We start from the raw sequence: 16,615 nt of genomic DNA on the forward strand, positions 1-16,615 counted from the left end.
ATTTACGACAGGCTGAGCGGTCATCCGGTACCGAATTCCGGACTCTCTCTTTCGATTACAGGGATGCTGATGACCAAGGAATCCCCCAGCTCCATATCCGGGACGAGACGTGCCGTGCGCATCGCGGCCGCCGCCGGCCTGGCTGCCGCACTCGCGGCCTCCAGCGCCGCGCCGGTGTTCGCCGTCGACGACCCGGCACCGGCACCCGTCAAACCGGCCGCCACAAGCGACCGGGGCGACAAGCTCGGCAAGGCCGACGCCGAGGTTCTGGCCAAGGCCGAAGCCAAGGGCGAGAAGAACATCACGATGATGATCGCCACCACCCCGGGGGCGACCGAGCAGGTCACCGAGCAGCTGGACGCCGTCAAGGGCTCCGTGCTCGGCCAGACCTACGACAAGCTCGGCTACGTCCGGGCGACGGTGCCGACCAGCACCGCCGAGGCCACCATCGAGGCGGCCTCCAAGCTGAAGTCCGTCCTCGGCATCGATCTCAAGCAGGAGATCAAGCTGGACGACCCGACGCCCTCGGGCGACCGGGCCGCGGGGGCCAAGCAGGTCAAGGCCACGGGCAGTTACCCCGCCCCCGGCAAGAAGACCCCGGCCGCCAACCCGTACAACCCGTCCTTCGAGACGGGTGCGGTCGAGTTCGTCGAGAAGAACCCGAAGGCCGACGGCCGAGGGATCACCATCGGTGTCCTGGACTCCGGTGTCGACCTCGGCCACCCCGCGCTGAAGAAGACCACCACCGGCGAGCGCAAGATCGTCGACTGGGTCACCGCGACCGACCCGGTGAACGACGGCGACGGCACCTGGCTGCGGATGTCGCAGACCGTCACCGGTCCGACGTTCACGGCCGGCGGCAAGACGTACTCGGCTCCGGCGGGCAGCTACAAGTTCGCCACCTTCGCCGAGGCGGCCACCACCGGCGGCGACATGGCGGGCGACCTCAACCGCGACGGTGACACCACCGACGTGTGGGGCGTGCTGTACGACCCGGTCAAGGGCACCGTCCGGGTGGACCTGAACGAGAACGCGGACTTCTCCGACGACAAGGCCCTCAAGCCGTACAAGGAGAAGTTCCACGTCGCCTACTTCGGCGAGGACGACCCGCGCACCGAGGTCGTCGAGCGCATCCCGTTCGTCGTAGAGACCCGTAAGAACGTCGTCTACAACGCGGCGGGCGCCCGGGCCGACTACGTCAACATCGGTGTCATCGAGGGCTCGCACGGCACGCACGTCGCGGGCATCACCGCGGCCAACAGCCTGTTCGGCGGCAAGATGAACGGCGCGGCGCCCGGCGCCAAGGTCGTCTCCTCGCGCGCCTGCACCTGGTCCGGCGGCTGCACCAACATCGCGCTGACCGAGGGCATGATCGACCTCGTCGTCAACCGCGGTGTCGACATCGTCAACATGTCGATCGGCGGCCTGCCGCCGCTGAACGACGGCAACAACGCCCGCGCCGAGCTCTACAAGCGCCTCATCGACATCTACGGCGTCCAGCTCGTCATCTCGGCCGGCAACAGCGGCCCGGGCCTCAACACCATCGGCGACCCGGCCCTGGCCGACCACGTCGTCTCGGTGGGCGCGTCGATCTCCAAGGAGACGTGGGCCGCGAACTACGGCTCCAACGTCACCAAGAAGTACGACCTGCTCCCCTTCTCCTCGCGCGGTCCGCGTGAGGACGGCGGCTTCACGCCGACCATCTCGGCCCCGGGTGCGGCGATCAACACCACCCAGACCTGGGCCGCGGGCGGTCCGGTCAGGGAGGCGGGCTACGCCCTGCCGGCCGGCTACTCGATGCTCCAGGGCACCTCGATGGCCTCGCCGCAGGCCGCCGGTGCGGCCGCCCTGCTGCTCTCCGCCGCGAAGCAGAAGGGCCTGGAAGTGCCCCCGGCCGACCTCCGGGTCGCGCTGACCAGCTCGGCTACCCACATCAAGGACGTGCCCGCGCACGCCCAGGGTTCCGGTCTGATCGACATCGTCGGTGCCTGGAAGCTCCTCACCAAGAAGGGCAACCCGGCGCACGAGTACAAGGTCAAGGCCCCGGTCGACACCGCGATCGACTTCGCGCTCAAGGACCCGGGCTTCGGCACCGGTCTCTACGACCGTGAGGGCGGCCTCAAGGTCGGCGAGACGAAGGTCTACGAGATCGTCGTCACCCGCACCACGGGCCCCGACCGCAACGTCCAGCACAAGCTGTCGTGGAAGAACAACAACGGCACCTTCAAGCTGAGCAGCCCCGAGTACGTCTCGCTGCCGCTCGACGTCCCGGTGAAGCTCAAGGTCACGGCGAAGGCCAAGAAGGCGGGCGTGCACAGCGCCATCCTGGAGCTGGACGACAGCAAGACCATCGGCATCGACCACCAGGTCCTGTCCACGGTCGTCGTCGCCAACGAGCTGAGCCACCCCGGTTACGCGTTCAAGAACTCGAGCTCGGTGCAGCGCAACGGCACCACCTCGTACTTCTTCAACGTGCCGGAGGGCGCCAAGACCCTTGAGGTCGCCCTCAGCGCGCTGCGCTCGGGCAGCCAGACCCGGTTCATCGCCCTGCACCCGTACGGGACGCCGGTCGACCCGACCTCCACGGTCAACTGCTACCCGAACTACGAGAACCCGGCGAACGTCTGCCGTCCGGACGTGCGGTCCTACAAGGACCCGTATCCCGGCGTGTGGGAGATCGAGGTCGAGTCGCGCCGTACGTCGCCGCTGCTGGACAACCCGTTCAAGCTGGACGTCTCGATCCTCGGCGCCTCCTTCGACCCGGCGGTGCAGACCATCGCCGAGGCGAAGATCGGCGCTCCGGCCGCGGTGAACTGGAAGGTCACCAACGGCGCGGCGGCTCTTGAGGGCAAGCTCAAGGGCGGCGCGCTCGGCTCGGCCAAGGTCGACAAGCCGTCGATCTCCACCGGCCAGACCCGGCAGACCACGGTGACCATCGGTGCGGGCGTCGAGAAGCTCGACTTCGCCATCGGCGGTACGTCGGACGCCAACGCCGACCTCGACCTGTACGTCTTCCGGGGCGCCACGCAGGTCGGCAGCGGCACCACCGCCGGTTCCGAGGAGCGGGTCAGCCTGGCCAACCCGGCCGCCGGTACGTACACGGTCATCGTCGAGGGCTACTCGGTTCCGTCCGGGTCGACCACGTACGACTACCGCGATGTGTACTACTCGGCCTCGCTCGGCACCCTGAAGGTCGACGCGTCGAAGACCTACAACCTGGCGAACGGCGCTTCGGCGCAGGTCGGCGCCGAGGTCGTGGTCGCCGGTGCGGCTCCCGAGGGGCGGCAGTTCTTCGGTGAGGTCCAGCTGGTCAACGCGCGCGGCACGGCCGCGGGCACCGGCAGCGTCGTGATCGAGAAGGTCACGCCATAGCGGACCGATCGCAGCTGATGGGCTCTGATCCATCGTGATCGACAGCGGGGCGGGTGCTCGTGAGGAGCGCCCGCCCCGCCGTACGTTCCCGGTCAGCCCCGCCCCGGCGTACGTCCCCGGTCACCCCCGCCCCGGGCACTCCAGCCCCCGCGAGGCCGGCAGCGCGGCCGAGAGCCGGTCCCAGGCGTCCGCGCGTTCGCCGTCCCGCGTGTACGCCGTGACCGGCTCGTCCGGGAAGCGGGAGACCACGACGGTCACCGGGGTCCCGGGCCGGTAGAGGTCCGCCTCCTCGCCCGGCACCAGGAAGGCGGCCCGCGCGGGTGCCCGCTCCGGTTTCAGGGAGCGCTCGACGTCCAGCACCACCCGCACCCCTTGCGCGACGCGCTCGGTACGGAGCACCGTGCCGTCCACCACGAGGCGCGCGCACGCCACGATGCCGTCCTCGGAGAGCTTGGCCGCATAGCCCTCCTCCTCGGCGGAGGTCGCGATCGCCCGGAGGAGACCGGCCCCGGCGAGCGCGGTGACCACCAGGGCGCAGGCGGCGAGCGCGAGGGTCCGCCCCCGGGGCCTTCCCCGGCGCGGGAGGCTCAGGAGGCGAACACGGGGAGCCGTCGCGGCGCTCTCGTACGTCCCCGGGGCCGACGCCCCCAGCCGGTCACCGATCAGCCGGAGCTGTGCGCCGAGCACCTCCATGTCCTGCCGGGCCTCCTCATGACGGCGTGCGGCCGGACCGTCGCCCTCCGGGGCGGGCTCCCCGAGCAGTACGGCCATGAGCGCGTCCGGCTCGCGGCTGTCCGCGAAGTCCCGGCCGTTGTCCGCGAAGTTCCGACCGTTGTCCGCGAAGTCCCGGCCGTCTCCGTACTCATCGTCCGTGTTCATCGTCACACCACCCCGTCCGCGTGCAGCGGTGCCAGCCGCTCCCGCATCGTGCGCGCCGCCGCGTACAGCCGGCTCTTGACCGTGCCCTGCGGAATCCCCAGCTCGGAGGCGATCTGCGGGACCGAGAGGTCCGCGTAGAACCGCAGCACCAGGGCCTGGCGCTGCGGGCCCGGCAGTGCGTCGAGCCCGGCAGCGACCGCGAGGGCCAGCAGCCGCGCCTCCTGGCCGCCCTCCGTGGCCCCGCCGGGCGGGTCCAGAGCGGCGAGGCGGGCCGCCACCCGCTCCCGGCGGCCCCGCCCCCGGTGCCAGTCGGCGGCCAGGTTCGAGGCGACCACGGCCGACCATGCGCCCAGGTCGCCCGGTGGCTCCTGGCCCCGCGCGGCGCGCTCCAGCAGGCGCAGCCGTATCTGCTGCACCCCGTCCTGGAGGTCCGCGTACGGGACCCCGCCCAGGGACAGGACGGCCCGGACCCGGTCCACCTGGGCGGGGCCGAGCGGATCGCCCGGGCCCCGTTCTCTCCTCACCGGCACGGCTGCCTCCCCCGAAGATGTTTCCCCTCCGACGCCCGGGGACGACGAAACGTTCGGCCCCGTCCGTGGAAGTCCGCAGGTCGGACAATGGATTGGACAAGGCGGGCCCGGACATACGCATCATGGAGCGGCAAACGGGCCGCGCACACGAACAGAGGAGTCCCAGTGAAGGTCGGAATCGTCGGCGCCACCGGTCAGGTCGGCACAGTCATGCTCAAGATCCTGGCCGAGCGGGACTTCCCGGTCGACGAGCTGCGGCTGTTCGCCTCCGCCCGGTCCGCGGGCTCCACGATCGACTGGAAGGGCCGGGCCGTCACCGTCGAGGACGCCTCCACGGCCGACTACACCGGGCTGGACATCGTGCTGTTCTCCGCCGGTGGCGCGACCTCGAAGGCGCTGGCCGAGAAGGTCGCCGCCCAGGGCCCCGTGGTGATCGACAACTCCTCCGCCTGGCGCAAGGACCCCGAGGTCCCCCTCGTCGTCTCCGAGGTCAACCCGCTCGCGGCCCGCGTCCGGCCCAAGGGGATCATCGCCAACCCGAACTGCACCACGATGGCCGCCATGCCCGTGCTGCGCCCGCTGCACGACGAGGCCGGTCTCGAAGCGCTGACCGTCGCGACCTACCAGGCCGTCTCCGGCTCCGGTCTCGCCGGGGTCTCCGAGCTGCACGGCCAGGCGTCCAAGGTGGTCGCCGACGCCGAGAAGCTGGTCCACGACGGCGAGGCCGTGGACTTCCCCGAGCCGGGCGTCTACAAGCGTCCGATCGCCTTCAACGTGCTGCCGCTGGCGGGCTCGATCGTGGACGACGGTTCGTTCGAGACGGACGAGGAGCAGAAGCTCCGCAACGAGTCCCGCAAGATCCTGGACATCCCGGAGCTGAAGGTCTCCGGCACCTGTGTCCGGGTCCCGGTCTTCTCCGGCCACTCGCTCCAGATCAACGCCCGCTTCGCCCGCCCGATCGGTGTCGAGCGCGCCTACGAGCTGCTGAAGGACGCCGCGGGCGTCGAGCTCTCGGAGATCCCGACCCCGCTCCAGGCTGCGGGCAGGGACGCCTCCTTCGTGGGCCGCATCCGGGTCGACGAGACCGTGGACAACGGCCTCGCGCTCTTCGTCTCCAACGACAACCTCCGCAAGGGCGCGGCGCTCAACGCCGTGCAGATCGCGGAGCTGGTGGCGGCCGAGCTGAAGGGCTGACCCGCGGCGCGCACTCGCGTACGCGTACGGAAGGGGCGGCCACCGGAGCACACCGGTGGCCGCCCCTCCGCATGCCCGTCAGAGGGCGAGGTGGCGGCGCAGCGCCGTATCGATCTCGGCCATGCGCTGCCGGGGGACCTTGCCGATGCGGTGCTTCAGCCGCTGCGGCGAGACGGCGCGCACCTGCTCGCACTGGGCCTTGCTGTCCACCGAGAGGTGGCACTCGGCCGCCGGCAGGAGGACCTGGAAGGGGAAGACGCGTGCCGTGTTGGAGGTGATGGGCACGACTGTGAGGACACCGCGCTCCGTCCGCTCCACGGTGGCGTTGGCCCCGTCGTTCGACACGATCAGCGCCGGGCGGGCCTTGTTCGCCTCGTTGCCCCGGACCGGCTCGAAGTCGATCAGGTAGATGTCACCGCGCCGCATCGGTGAGCCCGTCGCCCGAGGCCCGGTCCCAGAACTCGGCGTCCTCGCTCTTGTCCCATTCCGCGAAAGCCTCCGCGTAGTCGGCTTCAAGGTTCGAGGCGCGCAACAGCTCGATAGCGGCGTGTATCACCGCGGACCGGGAATCCGCGTCGGTCCTCGCGGCATATTCGTCGACGAAGGCGACATCCTCCTGCGGCAGGCTCACACTAATCTTCATACCCTTGATGCTACCCAGGGTGGCACCCGATTGCCACCGCGGACGGCGGGATCCTCAGGGCCTCCGCACCTCGAAGTGGAGGCACCCGTACTCCACCGCCCGTACGTGCACCAGCACCACCTCCGGGTCCGCGAACGCCTCGTCGAAGGCCGCGTCGAACCCCTTCTCCGCCTCGGCCGGGATCTCCAGGAGCCGGCCGCCCGCGATGTGCCCGCGCGCGTCGTAGCGGCGGAGCGTACGCAGGGCGCCGGGGCGCGTGAACGGGTAGCCCGGGCGCGCCGGGTCCGGGCCCGCGCACTCCTCGGCGTGGATGAAGACGGGCCCCTGCTCGTCGTACGCCCCCGGGGTCGCCCCGGTCCCGGCCGCCCAGAGGCGCAGCGGGGCGTAGGAGACCAGCGCGATGCGCTCCCCCGGCTCGCTGCCGCGCAGACAGCAGCGGAGCGGGGCGCCGCCCTCCGTATCGGTGTACGGGGCACAGGGGCGGCCCGCGTCGTCGGTGACGCGGAGTCCGGCGAGGGCGGCGGGGGCGATGGGGCGGGGTTCGTATCGGGTCGTGGCGCCAGTGGTGCTTCGGGGCGTGGTCCCAGTGGTGCTTCGGGGCGTGGTCCCGGTAGTAGTTCGGGGCGTGGTTCCAGTCATGGTTCGAGCCTGCTCCGGCCCGGCGCCCGAGTCCGGCGGAAATCGGACATCGCGCTGGGGTCCACGGACGGGATGGTCCGCCGGGCATCCTCTATGCGCGTCACCCATGGAAGGATGGGCAAAACCGCCGCATACAAGTAGCACACCAAGGAGATGACCGCGTGCCTGGCACGAATCTGACCCGCGAAGAGGCACAGGAGCGGGCGCGCCTGCTGACCGTGGACGCGTACGAGATCGATCTCGACCTCTCCGGAGCGCAGGAGGGCGGCACCTACCGGTCCGTGACCACCGTGCGCTTCGACTCCGCGGAGGCCGGCGCGGAGACCTTCATCGACCTGGTCGCCCCGGCCGTCCACGAGGTCGTGCTCAACGGCGAGGCGCTGGACGTCGCCGCCGTGTTCCGCGACTCGCGGATCGCGCTGCCGCAGCTGAGCGAGGGCGCCAACGAGCTGAAGGTCGTCGCCGACTGCGCGTACACCAACACCGGTGAAGGGCTGCACCGGTTCGTCGACCCGGTCGACGAGCAGGCCTACCTGTACACCCAGTTCGAGGTGCCGGACGCCCGCCGCGTGTTCGCGTCCTTCGAGCAGCCGGACCTGAAGGCCACGTTCCAGTTCACCGTGAAGGCCCCTTCCGGCTGGACGGTCATCTCGAACTCGCCGACGCCGAAGCCCGAGGACGACGTCTGGACCTTCGAGCCGACGCCGCGCATCTCCACGTACATCACGGCGCTCATCGTCGGCCCGTACCACTCGGTGCACAGCAGCTACGAGAAGGACGGCCAGTCCGTCCCGCTCGGCATCTACTGCCGTCCCTCGCTCGCGGAGTACCTGGACGCGGAGGACATCTTCGCCGTCACCCGGCAGGGCTTCACGTGGTTCCAGGAGAAGTTCGACTACGCGTACCCGTTCGCCAAGTACGACCAGCTCTTCGTCCCGGAGTTCAACGCGGGCGCGATGGAGAACGCGGGCGCGGTCACCATCCGCGACCAGTACGTCTTCCGCTCCAAGGTGACGGACGCGGCGTACGAGGTGCGGGCCGAGACGATCCTGCACGAGCTGGCCCACATGTGGTTCGGCGACCTCGTCACGATGGAGTGGTGGAACGACCTCTGGCTCAACGAGTCGTTCGCCACCTACACCTCGATCGCCTGCCAGGCGGACGCCGAGGGCTCGAAGTGGCCGCACTCCTGGACCACGTTCGCCAACTCCATGAAGACCTGGGCCTACCGCCAGGACCAGCTGCCCTCCACGCACCCGATCATGGCGGACATCCAGGACCTGGAGGACGTCCTCGTCAACTTCGACGGGATCACGTACGCCAAGGGCGCATCCGTGCTCAAGCAGCTCGTGGCGTACGTCGGCAAGGACGCGTTCTTCCAGGGCGTGCAGGCGTACTTCAAGGCGCACGCCTTCGGCAACACCCGCCTCTCCGACCTGCTGGGCGCGCTGGAGAAGACCTCCGGCCGTGACCTGAAGACCTGGTCGAAGGCATGGCTGGAGACGGCCGGGATCAACATCCTGCGCCCGGAGATCGAGACCGACGCCGAGGGCCGCGTCACCTCCTTCACCGTCCTCCAGGAGGCCCCGGCGCTGCCCGCCGGAGCCAAGGGCGAGCCGACGCTCCGCCCGCACCGGATCGCCATCGGCGCGTACGACCTGAACGAGGACGGCAAGCTCGTCCGTACGGACCGGATCGAGCTGGACGTCGACGGCGAGCGCACCACCGTGCCGTTCCCGGAGGGCAGGGCCCGCCCGGCCGTCATCCTCCTCAACGACGACGACCTGTCGTACGCAAAGGTCCGCCTCGACGAGGAGTCGCTGCGGGTCGTCACCGAGCACCTGGGCGACTTCACCGAGTCGCTGCCGCGCGCCCTGTGCTGGGCCTCGGCCTGGGACATGACGCGCGACGGCGAGCTGGCCACCCGGGACTACCTCGCGCTGGTGCTCTCCGGCATCGGCAAGGAGTCGGACATCGGTGTCGTCCAGTCGCTGCACCGTCAGGTGAAGCTGGCCCTGGACCTGTACGCGGCCCCGGAGACCCGTGAGGCCGCGCTCAACCAGTGGACGGACGCGACGCTGGCGCACCTGCGGGCGGCGGAGCCGGGCAGCGACCACCAGCTGGCCTGGGCCCGTGCCTTCGCGGCGACGGCCCGCAACCCGCAGCAGCTGGACCTCCTCCAGTCGCTGCTGGACGGTACGGAGTCCATCGAGGGCCTGACCGTCGACACCGAGCTGCGCTGGTCGTTCGTGCAGCGGCTGGCGGCCGTCGGCCTGCTCGACGAGGAGGAGATCACCGCCGAGTACGAGCGCGACAGGACGGCGGCGGGCGAGCGCCACGCGGCCACCGCGCGGGCCTCGCAGCCCTCGGAGGAGGCCAAGGCCCAGGCGTGGGCCTCGGTCGTGGAGTCGGGCGAGCTGCCCAACTCGCTCCAGGAGGCGGTCATCAGCGGCTTCGTCCAGTCGGATCAGCGCGAGCTGCTGGCCCCGTACACGGAGAAGTACTTCGCCTCGGTGAAGGAGGTCTCGGACTCGCGCAGCCACGAGATGGCCCAGCAGATCATCGTGGGCCTTTACCCGGCGCTCCAGGTCTCCCAGGAGACGCTGGACGCCACGGACGCGTGGCTGGCCTCGGCGGAGCCGAGCGCGGCCCTGCGCCGGCTGATGTCGGAGTCCCGGTCGGGCGTGGAGCGCGCGCTGAAGGCCCAGGCGGCGGACGCGGCGGCGGCCACCGCGTAACGCACCACTTGGGGGGCGCTCTCTTCGCTACGGCGGAGGGGGCGCCCCTTCGGCGTACGCCCGCGGCTCGTCCGGCGTACGCCCGCGCGCGTTCGGTCTCCGTCAGCGCGCGCGTTCGTCTCCGTCGGCGCGCGCCCGCGCGGGTGTCGTCGGCGTACGCCCGCGCGCGGGTCTGCTGACGGGCTCCGTTCACTGCGTGATGCGGAGCTCCCGCGCGACCCGGGGGCTGAGCGCCACGTCGTTGTCGTCCCCCGCTACCGCCTTCCGGCCGTTCTCGACGCCGTACCAGCCCTGTGTGGTGTTCACCAGGTAGTAGTGGCCGTCGTCGCCCCGGTCGAGCAGGAAGACGTACTCCCGGCCCGCCGTGAGTCCGGCGGTCTCGGGCCCCGAACCGTTCGGCGCGTACGCCACCGTGAGCGCGTCGCCCGTGAACTCGCCCTTGGCCGTGGCCACCACCTCGGCCGTCGCGACCGTGCCGGTGGAGCCGTCGCCGGTCTCCTCCCGCCCGGCGCCGAGCCTCGCCCGTACGATCACGTCCGCCGCCCCCTCCAGTTCGGCGGTGGTGGCGTAGTAGGCCTCGTCGGCCATCACACCGCCCGGATCCGCACCGTCCACCGCTGCCAGGAGGAAGGCCACGCCCCCGATGACAGCGGCGGCCACGCAGGCGAGCGCGGCGGTCAGGAAGGCCCGGGCGCGCGGGCGGCGGGCCGCTGCGGGTGGAGGCCCGGCCTCGGGCCCCACCAGCAGGGCGAGTTCCTCGGCGGCCCGCGCCGACAGGCCCCCGGCCGCCGGGGCCGGTACGGGATCGGCGTTCCTGATCAGCTTCTTCACGCGCATCGGACCGGCTCCTGAGGAAGATCGCAAACGTCACGGAACGCCTTGCGGGCCCGGTGCATCCGGACCCATACCGCCGACACCCCGCAGCCCAGGACCTCCCCGGCCTCCGCGGCGCTGAGCCCGTCCCAATAGCTCAGCAACAGCACTTCACGGTGGTGGGACGGCAACCGGTCGAGCGCGGCCAGCACGGCACTGTCCCGGCCGGACGCCGGCGCACGGTCCAGCCCTTCGGCTATGTGCCGGTGCAGCTCGGCCAGGCGCGCCTGCGAACGGTAGTGGTTGCTCAGCAGGTTCCGGGCGGTGACGAACAGCCAGCCGGTCCCCACCTCCTGGCCGCCGACCATGCGCTCCCAGGCCGTACGGAAGACCTCAGCGGTCAGCTCCTCGGCGGCGGTCGTGTCCCCCGACCGCCGGAGGACGAAGGCGGCGACGCGCGGATGGTTGCGGGTGTACAGGGCGGTGAACCGTGCCGCGCGGTCGCGCCCGTTCTTCAAGGTCTCCACACCCTTTGTATGTCGTGGACCCGGCGCATCCTTACCGACCGAAGGGAGTTTTCCATGGAGACCGCCCGGCGGACGGGCGCAGGAGCGCAGCCGTCCGCCGGGCGGGAACTGGGGGTGCCGACCGGAGAGTTACGGGGTTACGTGCCCGACTCCTCGTAGCGGCGGGTGAGCGCGGCCGTGCCGGACTCCGTGAAGCCGCCGTGCAGCCGCATCCGGGCCACCCCGCCGTCGGGGAAGGCGTCCAGGCGGACGTGGGTGACGACGGCCTGCGCGCGGAGCACGAAGCGGTGGAGGGTGTCGGGCTGGAGGCGGGTGCGCGGGATGATCTCGAACCACTCGCCGGTGTCGCCGTTGCGGCCCTGGAGGGCGATCCAGCCCGCGGAGTTGCCCTTGAGGTAGGCGGTGTCGATCTCGACCGCGCGGACCGCGCCCTGGGCGGGGAGGCGGAAGCGGACCCAGTCGTTGGTGTCGCGGACCCGGCGGCGGCGGTTCTCCCAGCCGTCGTCCATCTTGCGGGAGGTGCCGGGCAGGATGATCTGGGTGGGCGAGGAGTAGAAGCGGTCGGAGGCGTCCTCGTACGTACCGCCGTTGAGCACCGAGATCAGGTCGACCGTGCCGAGCGCGGCGATCCAGACCGGGTCCGGGACGACCTCGCCGTGCACGCGGAGGCGGGCTATGCCCCCGTCGGGGTGCTGGCACAGGCGCAGGTGGGTGTAGCGGCGGCCGCTCGTGATCTCGAAGGCGTTGGCCGCGTGGCCGCGTACGGGGGTGGGCGGAAGGATCTCCTCCCACTTCACCTCGTCGGCGAGCAGCTCCTCGGGGCCCGGGGCGCCTTCCACGGCGGTGGCCTGCACCGATACGCGCTGGGGGTAGTTGCCCCGGAAGTGCGCGGTGTCCACGACCAGGCCGCGCACGATACCGGGGGCGCCGAGGCGGACGATCGCCCAGTCGTGGTCCTCGGGGGCCGGGAAGGGGTGGCCGGCGTCCGCGCCACGGCGGCGGCGGGTCTCCCAGCCGTCCATGATCTTGCCCTTGTGGCCGAAGTGCTCGGGGTCGAAGACGGCCCGCTCGCGGATCAGGAGGTTCTCGCGCTCGGCGAAGAACTCGTCGTTGGCGGCGATCACGCCCGCGCCGAGGCGGCGGTCGGCGAGGTCGACCAGCTCGGTGAAGGGGAGGTCACCGGCCTCGCGGTAGTCGGCGTAGGGGTCGCCGCCGCCGTAGGGCGCGGCGTCATTGGCGTGGGGGTCGGCGTCGGGGTTCTGGGATGCGGGGTTCTGCCATGTGGTCTCGTTCGCGTCGAAGGTCATGTCCTTACCTTCGCGCCACCGGACCCATCAGGTCCATCGAAAGTTTTCGCAGATATCGTTCAGCTCAGCTGAATGATCGCGCGGCGCGCGTGAGTGCCGACAGCACCCGGGCCACCGCCGGGCCCGTCTCCGCCCCGTGGCGGACCGCCGCCACCACATGGCGGCGCGGCTGGTCCGCCTCCAGGACCCGCATCACCACGCCCTCGCGGCGCTGCTCCCGGGAGGCCATCCGGGGCACGAGCGCGATGCCCATGCCCGCCTCGACCAGGGCGAGGATCGCGGTCCATCCGGCGGCGCTGTGGGCCTGCTCGGGGACGAAGCCCGCCGCCTCGCAGGCGGCCGTGGTGATCTCGGACCAGGGACCGGAGCCGCCGAAGATCCAGCGGTCGGCGGCCAGGTCGGCGAGGCGCAGCGCGGGCGCTCCGGCCAGCGGGTGGGCGGCCGGGAGCGCCACGTCCAGCGGGTCGGCGAGCAGCGGGAAGAGGGTGAAGCGGGGGTCGCGGGCGGTCGGGGCGTGGGCGGCCAGCGACAGGGCCAGGTCCACCTCGCCCGCGGTGAGCAGCTCGTACGCCTGGGCCGCCTCGGCCTCCCGTACGCGTACGTCCGGTCCCGGGCAGCCCTCGGCGCGCAGCAGCCGCACGGCGGGGACGACGAGGGCGGGCACGGCGGTGGAGAAGGCGCCCACCCTGACCTCGCCCGCCTCGCCGCGCAGATAGCCGGTGAGTTCGGCGTCCGCCCGCTCCAGCTGGGCGAAGACCGCCTCGGCGTGGCGCAGGACGAGGTGGGCGGCGTCGGTGAGGCGGACCCGGCGGCCCTGCGGCTCCAGGAGTTCGACGCCGAGCTGTTTGGCCAGGTTGGTGAGCTGCTGGGAGACGGCGGAGGGGGTCATCAGGAGCGCCTCGGCGGTCGCCGTCACCGTGCCGTGGTCGCGCAGGGTGCGCAGGATGCGGAGCTTCTTGACGTCCCACTCGGTCATGGCCGCAACCTACCCGGGACCCACAGGGCGGGACCGCCCCCGTCCGGCGCCGGACACGCTGATGCGCCGCGCGGTAGCTGCTACCGGCGGCGCACCCTTCGTACGTGTGCGGATCGGACCTGCGTACGGGTACGGGTCAGACCTGCGTACGTGTGCGGATCGGACCTGCGTACGGGTCAGACCTGCTTCTTGGACTTGTCCAGGACCATGACCAGGGCCGTGATCGCCAGGAACAGGGCAATGGGCGCGATGACGTAGAGACCGATGGTCTCCATCGCACTCAGGCCCGGGCCCGGGTCGTCACCGTCGTCCCGGACCAGCGCGAGTGCCGGGGCCGACATGAGCATCATCATCAGCGTCGTCCCGGCCGCAACGACGCCGGCGCGCATAGCGTTCTTCTTGTCCACGGTGCCAACGTAGCGAACGCCTAGGCGCGACGCTCGCCCGGGGGTGCCGTACGGGCTCTTCCGGGGCGCAGGACCTCCATCAGGGCGTGCAGCCGGGGCGAGGCGGCGATCTCCTCCAGGGTGACGGGGTGGCCCTCGGGGTCGGCGATGGGCAGCCGCCAGTTGGGGTACTGGTCCCAGGTGCCGGGGAGGTTCTGCGGGCGGCGGTCGCCCACGGTGTCGGGGAGCCAGACGCCGACCATCCGGGCGGGGGTGGCTCTCAGGAAGCGGTGGACGGCACGGACGGCCGCCTCCTCGTTGCCGTCGCCCTCGGGGAGCATCCGCAGCCGGGCCAGGAGGGCCAGCCACTCGGCGGTGGAGGTGACGTCCTCGGTGAGCTCCTGCTCCAGCGGGCGGGTGAGCAGGCCGAGGCGGTGGCGGAGCGTCACATGGTCGCCGGTCAGCCGGGCGGCGGTGGAGGGCAGGTCGTGGGTGGTGGCGGTGGCCAGGCAGTCGCGCCGCCACCGCTCGGGGGCCAGCGGGCGGCCGGTGCCGTCCCAGTCGCGCTCGAACCAGAGCACGGAGGTGCCGAGCACCCCGCGCCGGGCGAGCGCCTCGCGGACGCCGGGCTCGACGGTGCCGAGGTCCTCGCCGACGACCACGGCACCGGCCCGGTGGGCTTCCAGGACGAGGACGGCGAGCATCGCCTCGGCGTCGTACGCGACATAGGTGCCGTCGGTGGGCGGGCTCCCCTCGGGCACCCACCAGAGCCGGAAGAGGCCCATGACGTGGTCGATGCGCAGGGCGCCCGCGCGGGCCAGCAGACCGCGCAGCAGGCCCCGGAAGGCGGCGTGACCGGTGGCGGCGAGGGTGTCGGGGCGCCAGGGCGGCAGCCCCCAGTCCTGGCCGCGCGCGTTGAAGGCGTCCGGGGGCGCGCCGACGGACATGCCGTGGGCGAAGGCGTCCTGCTGGGCCCAGGTGTCGGCGCCCGCCGGGTGCACGCCGACGGCCAGGTCGTGGACGATCCCGATCTCCATCCCGGCGTCCTCGGCGGCCCGCTGGGCGTCGGCGAGCTGGGTGGCGGTCAGCCAGGCGAGGCGGCAGTGGAAGTCGACCCGGTCCAGCAGCGCGGAGCGGGCGCGGGCGGTGCCCGGGGAGCGGGGGTCGCGCAGGGGCTCGGGCCAGCCGTGCCAGTCGGGCCCGTGCACCTCCGCGAGCGCGCACCACAGGGCGTGGTCCTCCAGTGCCTGGCCCTGCTCGGCGAGGAAGTCGCAGTAGGCGGCGCGACGGCCGGGGGTGAGCTCCACCCCGACGATCAGCTCCAGTGCCTGCCGCTTCAGCTCCCAGACGGCGTCCCGGTCGATCAGCGCGCCCTTGTTGAGCACGGCCTCGCTGAGGGCGGCGGCGTCCTGCCGGAGGTCGTCCAGGACGGCGCGGTCGCGGACCTGCCCGTACTCCGGGATCGACTCGACGTGCAGATGTACGGGGTCGGGGAAGCGGCGCGAGGAGGGGCGGTACGGGGACGGGTCGGTGGGGCGGCCGGGGAAGGCCGCGTGCAGCGGGTTGACCTGGACGAACCCGGAGCCGAGGGTGCGCCCGGCCCAGGCGGCGAGATCGGCCAGGTCGCCGAGGTCGCCCATGCCCCAGGAGCGGGCGGAGAGCAGGGAGTAGAGCTGGACCAGGAAGCCGTGGGTGCGCTCGGGCGGCTGCGGGACCCGGGCCGGGGCGACGACCAGGGTGGCGGTGGCCTCCTGGTGGCCGGGCGTACGGACGTGGAGGCGGTGGACACCGTAGGGGGGCTCGGTCCACCCGGCGGGGGTGGCGGGCGGGCGGCCGGTCGCGTCCGTGACTTCCCCAGCCCCGGCCGTGACCTCCCCGGCCTCCCCGGACAGGACGGCCTCCGGCAGCGTCCCGGACAAGGCCCCCTCCGGCACCCTCCACGAAGTGGCGGGCGCCGGGGGCCCACCGGCCGCCGGCTCCGGCTCGACCGTGACGGTCGAGCCGGGCAGCAGTCCGGTCAGCGCGGGCGGCAGCGGCTCACCGGCCCAGACCACCACGGTCGGCGGCAGCAGGCGCGAGCGGGACTCCGCGGCGACGAGTGACCTCCGTACGTCCTCCGGGGTGCCGGCGTCCACGCCCAGCGCGGCGAGCACGGCGATGACCGTGTCGTCGGGGACGGACACCGTGACATCCGGGGACGGGGAGTAGGAGGTGGCGACACCGTGCAGTGCGGCGAGCCGGGACAAGCCCATTCAGACTCCTGGGAACTCCATGCCCCCTGCGGTGCCGGGTGCGGTCGGCTCGCTGGTCAGAGGGGCGACGGCGGCGAGCGGAGGCTCGCTCGTGAGCGGGGTGGCGTCGGCGAGCGGGGGCTCGCTGGTCAGCGGTGCGGCGTCGGCGAAGGAGGATTCACCGAGCAGGAGGGAGACATCGGCGAGCGGCGGCCCGCTGATCAGGTGGGCGACATCGGCAAGGGGAAGTGCGCTGGTCAGAGGTGCGGGATCGGCTTGGGCGGGTACCTGTTTGGAGAGGGCGGAGAGCAGGAGCTGCGCGGCTGCGGGCATGGTGGCCTCCTGGCCATGGAGAACAGGACCCTGAGGACCTACCCAGA

15 protein-coding genes are annotated in these 16,615 nt (G+C 72.0%); 3 read left to right on the forward strand and 12 right to left on the reverse strand.

Translation table 11 applies throughout. The features are described 5' to 3' along the window. Positions 1 to 63: 63 nt before the first annotated feature. Positions 64 to 3,372 carry a S8 family serine peptidase gene (locus ACFW9Z_RS02760; protein WP_384633222.1) on the forward strand — a complete coding sequence of 1,103 codons (3,309 nt, stop codon included), beginning with the start codon at positions 64 to 66 and terminating at the stop codon, positions 3,370 to 3,372. 120 nt (positions 3,373 to 3,492) lie between these two features. Here ACFW9Z_RS02760 and ACFW9Z_RS02765 read toward each other — a convergent pair whose 3' ends face one another. Continuing rightward, positions 3,493 to 4,251: a hypothetical protein gene (locus ACFW9Z_RS02765; RefSeq protein ID WP_384633225.1), complete on the reverse strand. Its 759-nt coding sequence runs from the start codon at positions 4,249 to 4,251 to the stop codon at positions 3,493 to 3,495. Positions 4,252 to 4,253: 2 nt separating this feature from the next. Then, on the reverse strand, positions 4,254 to 4,781 hold the full coding sequence (locus tag ACFW9Z_RS02770) for an RNA polymerase sigma factor (RefSeq protein ID WP_384633228.1): 528 nt from the start codon (positions 4,779 to 4,781) through the stop codon (positions 4,254 to 4,256). Between the two features lie 165 nt (positions 4,782 to 4,946). On the opposite strand from ACFW9Z_RS02770, the gene ACFW9Z_RS02775 reads away from it, so the two are divergent. Further along, positions 4,947 to 5,975, forward strand: coding sequence for an aspartate-semialdehyde dehydrogenase (locus ACFW9Z_RS02775; RefSeq protein ID WP_384633231.1), 1,029 nt, complete (start codon positions 4,947 to 4,949; stop codon positions 5,973 to 5,975). Positions 5,976 to 6,053: 78 nt separating this feature from the next. On the opposite strand, the gene ACFW9Z_RS02780 is transcribed toward ACFW9Z_RS02775, so the two are convergent. From ACFW9Z_RS02780 to ACFW9Z_RS02790, 3 genes are read right to left on the reverse strand one after another with little or no spacing between them, the layout of a single operon-like run. Beyond that, positions 6,054 to 6,401: a type II toxin-antitoxin system PemK/MazF family toxin gene (locus ACFW9Z_RS02780; protein WP_384633234.1), complete on the reverse strand. Its 348-nt coding sequence runs from the start codon at positions 6,399 to 6,401 to the stop codon at positions 6,054 to 6,056. Then, positions 6,388 to 6,618: a ribbon-helix-helix domain-containing protein gene (locus ACFW9Z_RS02785; protein ID WP_384633237.1), complete on the reverse strand. Its 231-nt coding sequence runs from the start codon at positions 6,616 to 6,618 to the stop codon at positions 6,388 to 6,390. The genes ACFW9Z_RS02780 and ACFW9Z_RS02785 overlap by 14 nt, the downstream gene beginning before the upstream one ends. 54 nt (positions 6,619 to 6,672) lie before the next feature. Further along, on the reverse strand, positions 6,673 to 7,257 hold the full coding sequence (locus tag ACFW9Z_RS02790; RefSeq protein ID WP_384633240.1) for a DUF1203 domain-containing protein: 585 nt from the start codon (positions 7,255 to 7,257) through the stop codon (positions 6,673 to 6,675). A 161-nt stretch (positions 7,258 to 7,418) separates the two neighbouring features. Here ACFW9Z_RS02790 and pepN point away from each other — a divergent pair, with 161 nt between their 5' ends. Continuing rightward, positions 7,419 to 9,995, forward strand: coding sequence for an aminopeptidase N (gene pepN / locus ACFW9Z_RS02795; protein WP_384633243.1), 2,577 nt, complete (start codon positions 7,419 to 7,421; stop codon positions 9,993 to 9,995). A 189-nt stretch (positions 9,996 to 10,184) separates the two neighbouring features. Here the strand turns inward: pepN and ACFW9Z_RS02800 are convergent, their stop codons facing one another. From ACFW9Z_RS02800 to ACFW9Z_RS02830, 7 genes are all read right to left on the reverse strand, one after another. Beyond that, positions 10,185 to 10,832, reverse strand: a complete 648-nt coding sequence (locus ACFW9Z_RS02800) for a hypothetical protein (protein ID WP_384633246.1) — start codon at positions 10,830 to 10,832, stop codon at positions 10,185 to 10,187. Then, positions 10,823 to 11,335 (reverse strand): RNA polymerase sigma factor, encoded by a 513-nt coding sequence (locus tag ACFW9Z_RS02805; protein WP_384633249.1) that lies wholly within the window; start codon positions 11,333 to 11,335, stop codon positions 10,823 to 10,825. Before ACFW9Z_RS02805 ends, ACFW9Z_RS02800 begins: the two co-directional genes overlap by 10 nt. A 137-nt stretch (positions 11,336 to 11,472) precedes the next feature. Beyond that, positions 11,473 to 12,642 (reverse strand): allantoicase, encoded by a 1,170-nt coding sequence (alc, locus tag ACFW9Z_RS02810; RefSeq protein ID WP_384633252.1) that lies wholly within the window; start codon positions 12,640 to 12,642, stop codon positions 11,473 to 11,475. A 64-nt stretch (positions 12,643 to 12,706) separates the two neighbouring features. Continuing rightward, positions 12,707 to 13,618, reverse strand: a complete 912-nt coding sequence (locus ACFW9Z_RS02815; protein WP_384633255.1) for a LysR family transcriptional regulator — start codon at positions 13,616 to 13,618, stop codon at positions 12,707 to 12,709. Between the two features lie 176 nt (positions 13,619 to 13,794). After that, positions 13,795 to 14,007: a hypothetical protein gene (locus tag ACFW9Z_RS02820; RefSeq protein ID WP_384633388.1), complete on the reverse strand. Its 213-nt coding sequence runs from the start codon at positions 14,005 to 14,007 to the stop codon at positions 13,795 to 13,797. 38 nt (positions 14,008 to 14,045) lie between these two features. Then, positions 14,046 to 16,256 (reverse strand): 4-alpha-glucanotransferase, encoded by a 2,211-nt coding sequence (gene malQ / locus ACFW9Z_RS02825; protein ID WP_384633258.1) that lies wholly within the window; start codon positions 16,254 to 16,256, stop codon positions 14,046 to 14,048. Beyond that, a complete protein-coding gene (locus ACFW9Z_RS02830; protein ID WP_384633261.1) occupies positions 16,257 to 16,568 on the reverse strand; it encodes a hypothetical protein in 312 nt (103 codons plus the stop codon). It lies immediately after the preceding gene. Positions 16,569 to 16,615 lie beyond the last annotated feature (47 nt).

Origin of the sequence: Streptomyces sp. NPDC059452, from assembly GCF_042750035.1 — a bacterium.
GTDB lineage: Bacteria > Actinomycetota > Actinomycetes > Streptomycetales > Streptomycetaceae > Streptomyces.

Coding starts and splice junctions, on each gene's coding strand:
- ACFW9Z_RS02760 (WP_384633222.1), top strand. CDS start 64: ATGCTGATGACCAAGGAATCCCCCAGCTCCATATCCGGGACGAGACGT.
- ACFW9Z_RS02765 (WP_384633225.1), bottom strand. CDS start 4,251: ATGAACACGGACGATGAGTACGGAGACGGCCGGGACTTCGCGGACAAC.
- ACFW9Z_RS02780 (WP_384633234.1), bottom strand. CDS start 6,401: ATGCGGCGCGGTGACATCTACCTGATCGACTTCGAGCCGGTCCGGGGC.
- ACFW9Z_RS02785 (WP_384633237.1), bottom strand. CDS start 6,618: ATGAAGATTAGTGTGAGCCTGCCGCAGGAGGATGTCGCCTTCGTCGAC.
- ACFW9Z_RS02790 (WP_384633240.1), bottom strand. CDS start 7,257: ATGACTGGAACCACGCCCCGAACTACTACCGGGACCACGCCCCGAAGC.
- ACFW9Z_RS02800 (WP_384633246.1), bottom strand. CDS start 10,832: ATGCGCGTGAAGAAGCTGATCAGGAACGCCGATCCCGTACCGGCCCCG.
- alc (WP_384633252.1), bottom strand. CDS start 12,642: ATGACCTTCGACGCGAACGAGACCACATGGCAGAACCCCGCATCCCAG.
- ACFW9Z_RS02815 (WP_384633255.1), bottom strand. CDS start 13,618: ATGACCGAGTGGGACGTCAAGAAGCTCCGCATCCTGCGCACCCTGCGC.
- ACFW9Z_RS02820 (WP_384633388.1), bottom strand. CDS start 14,007: ATGCGCGCCGGCGTCGTTGCGGCCGGGACGACGCTGATGATGATGCTC.
- malQ (WP_384633258.1), bottom strand. CDS start 16,256: ATGGGCTTGTCCCGGCTCGCCGCACTGCACGGTGTCGCCACCTCCTAC.
- ACFW9Z_RS02830 (WP_384633261.1), bottom strand. CDS start 16,568: ATGCCCGCAGCCGCGCAGCTCCTGCTCTCCGCCCTCTCCAAACAGGTA.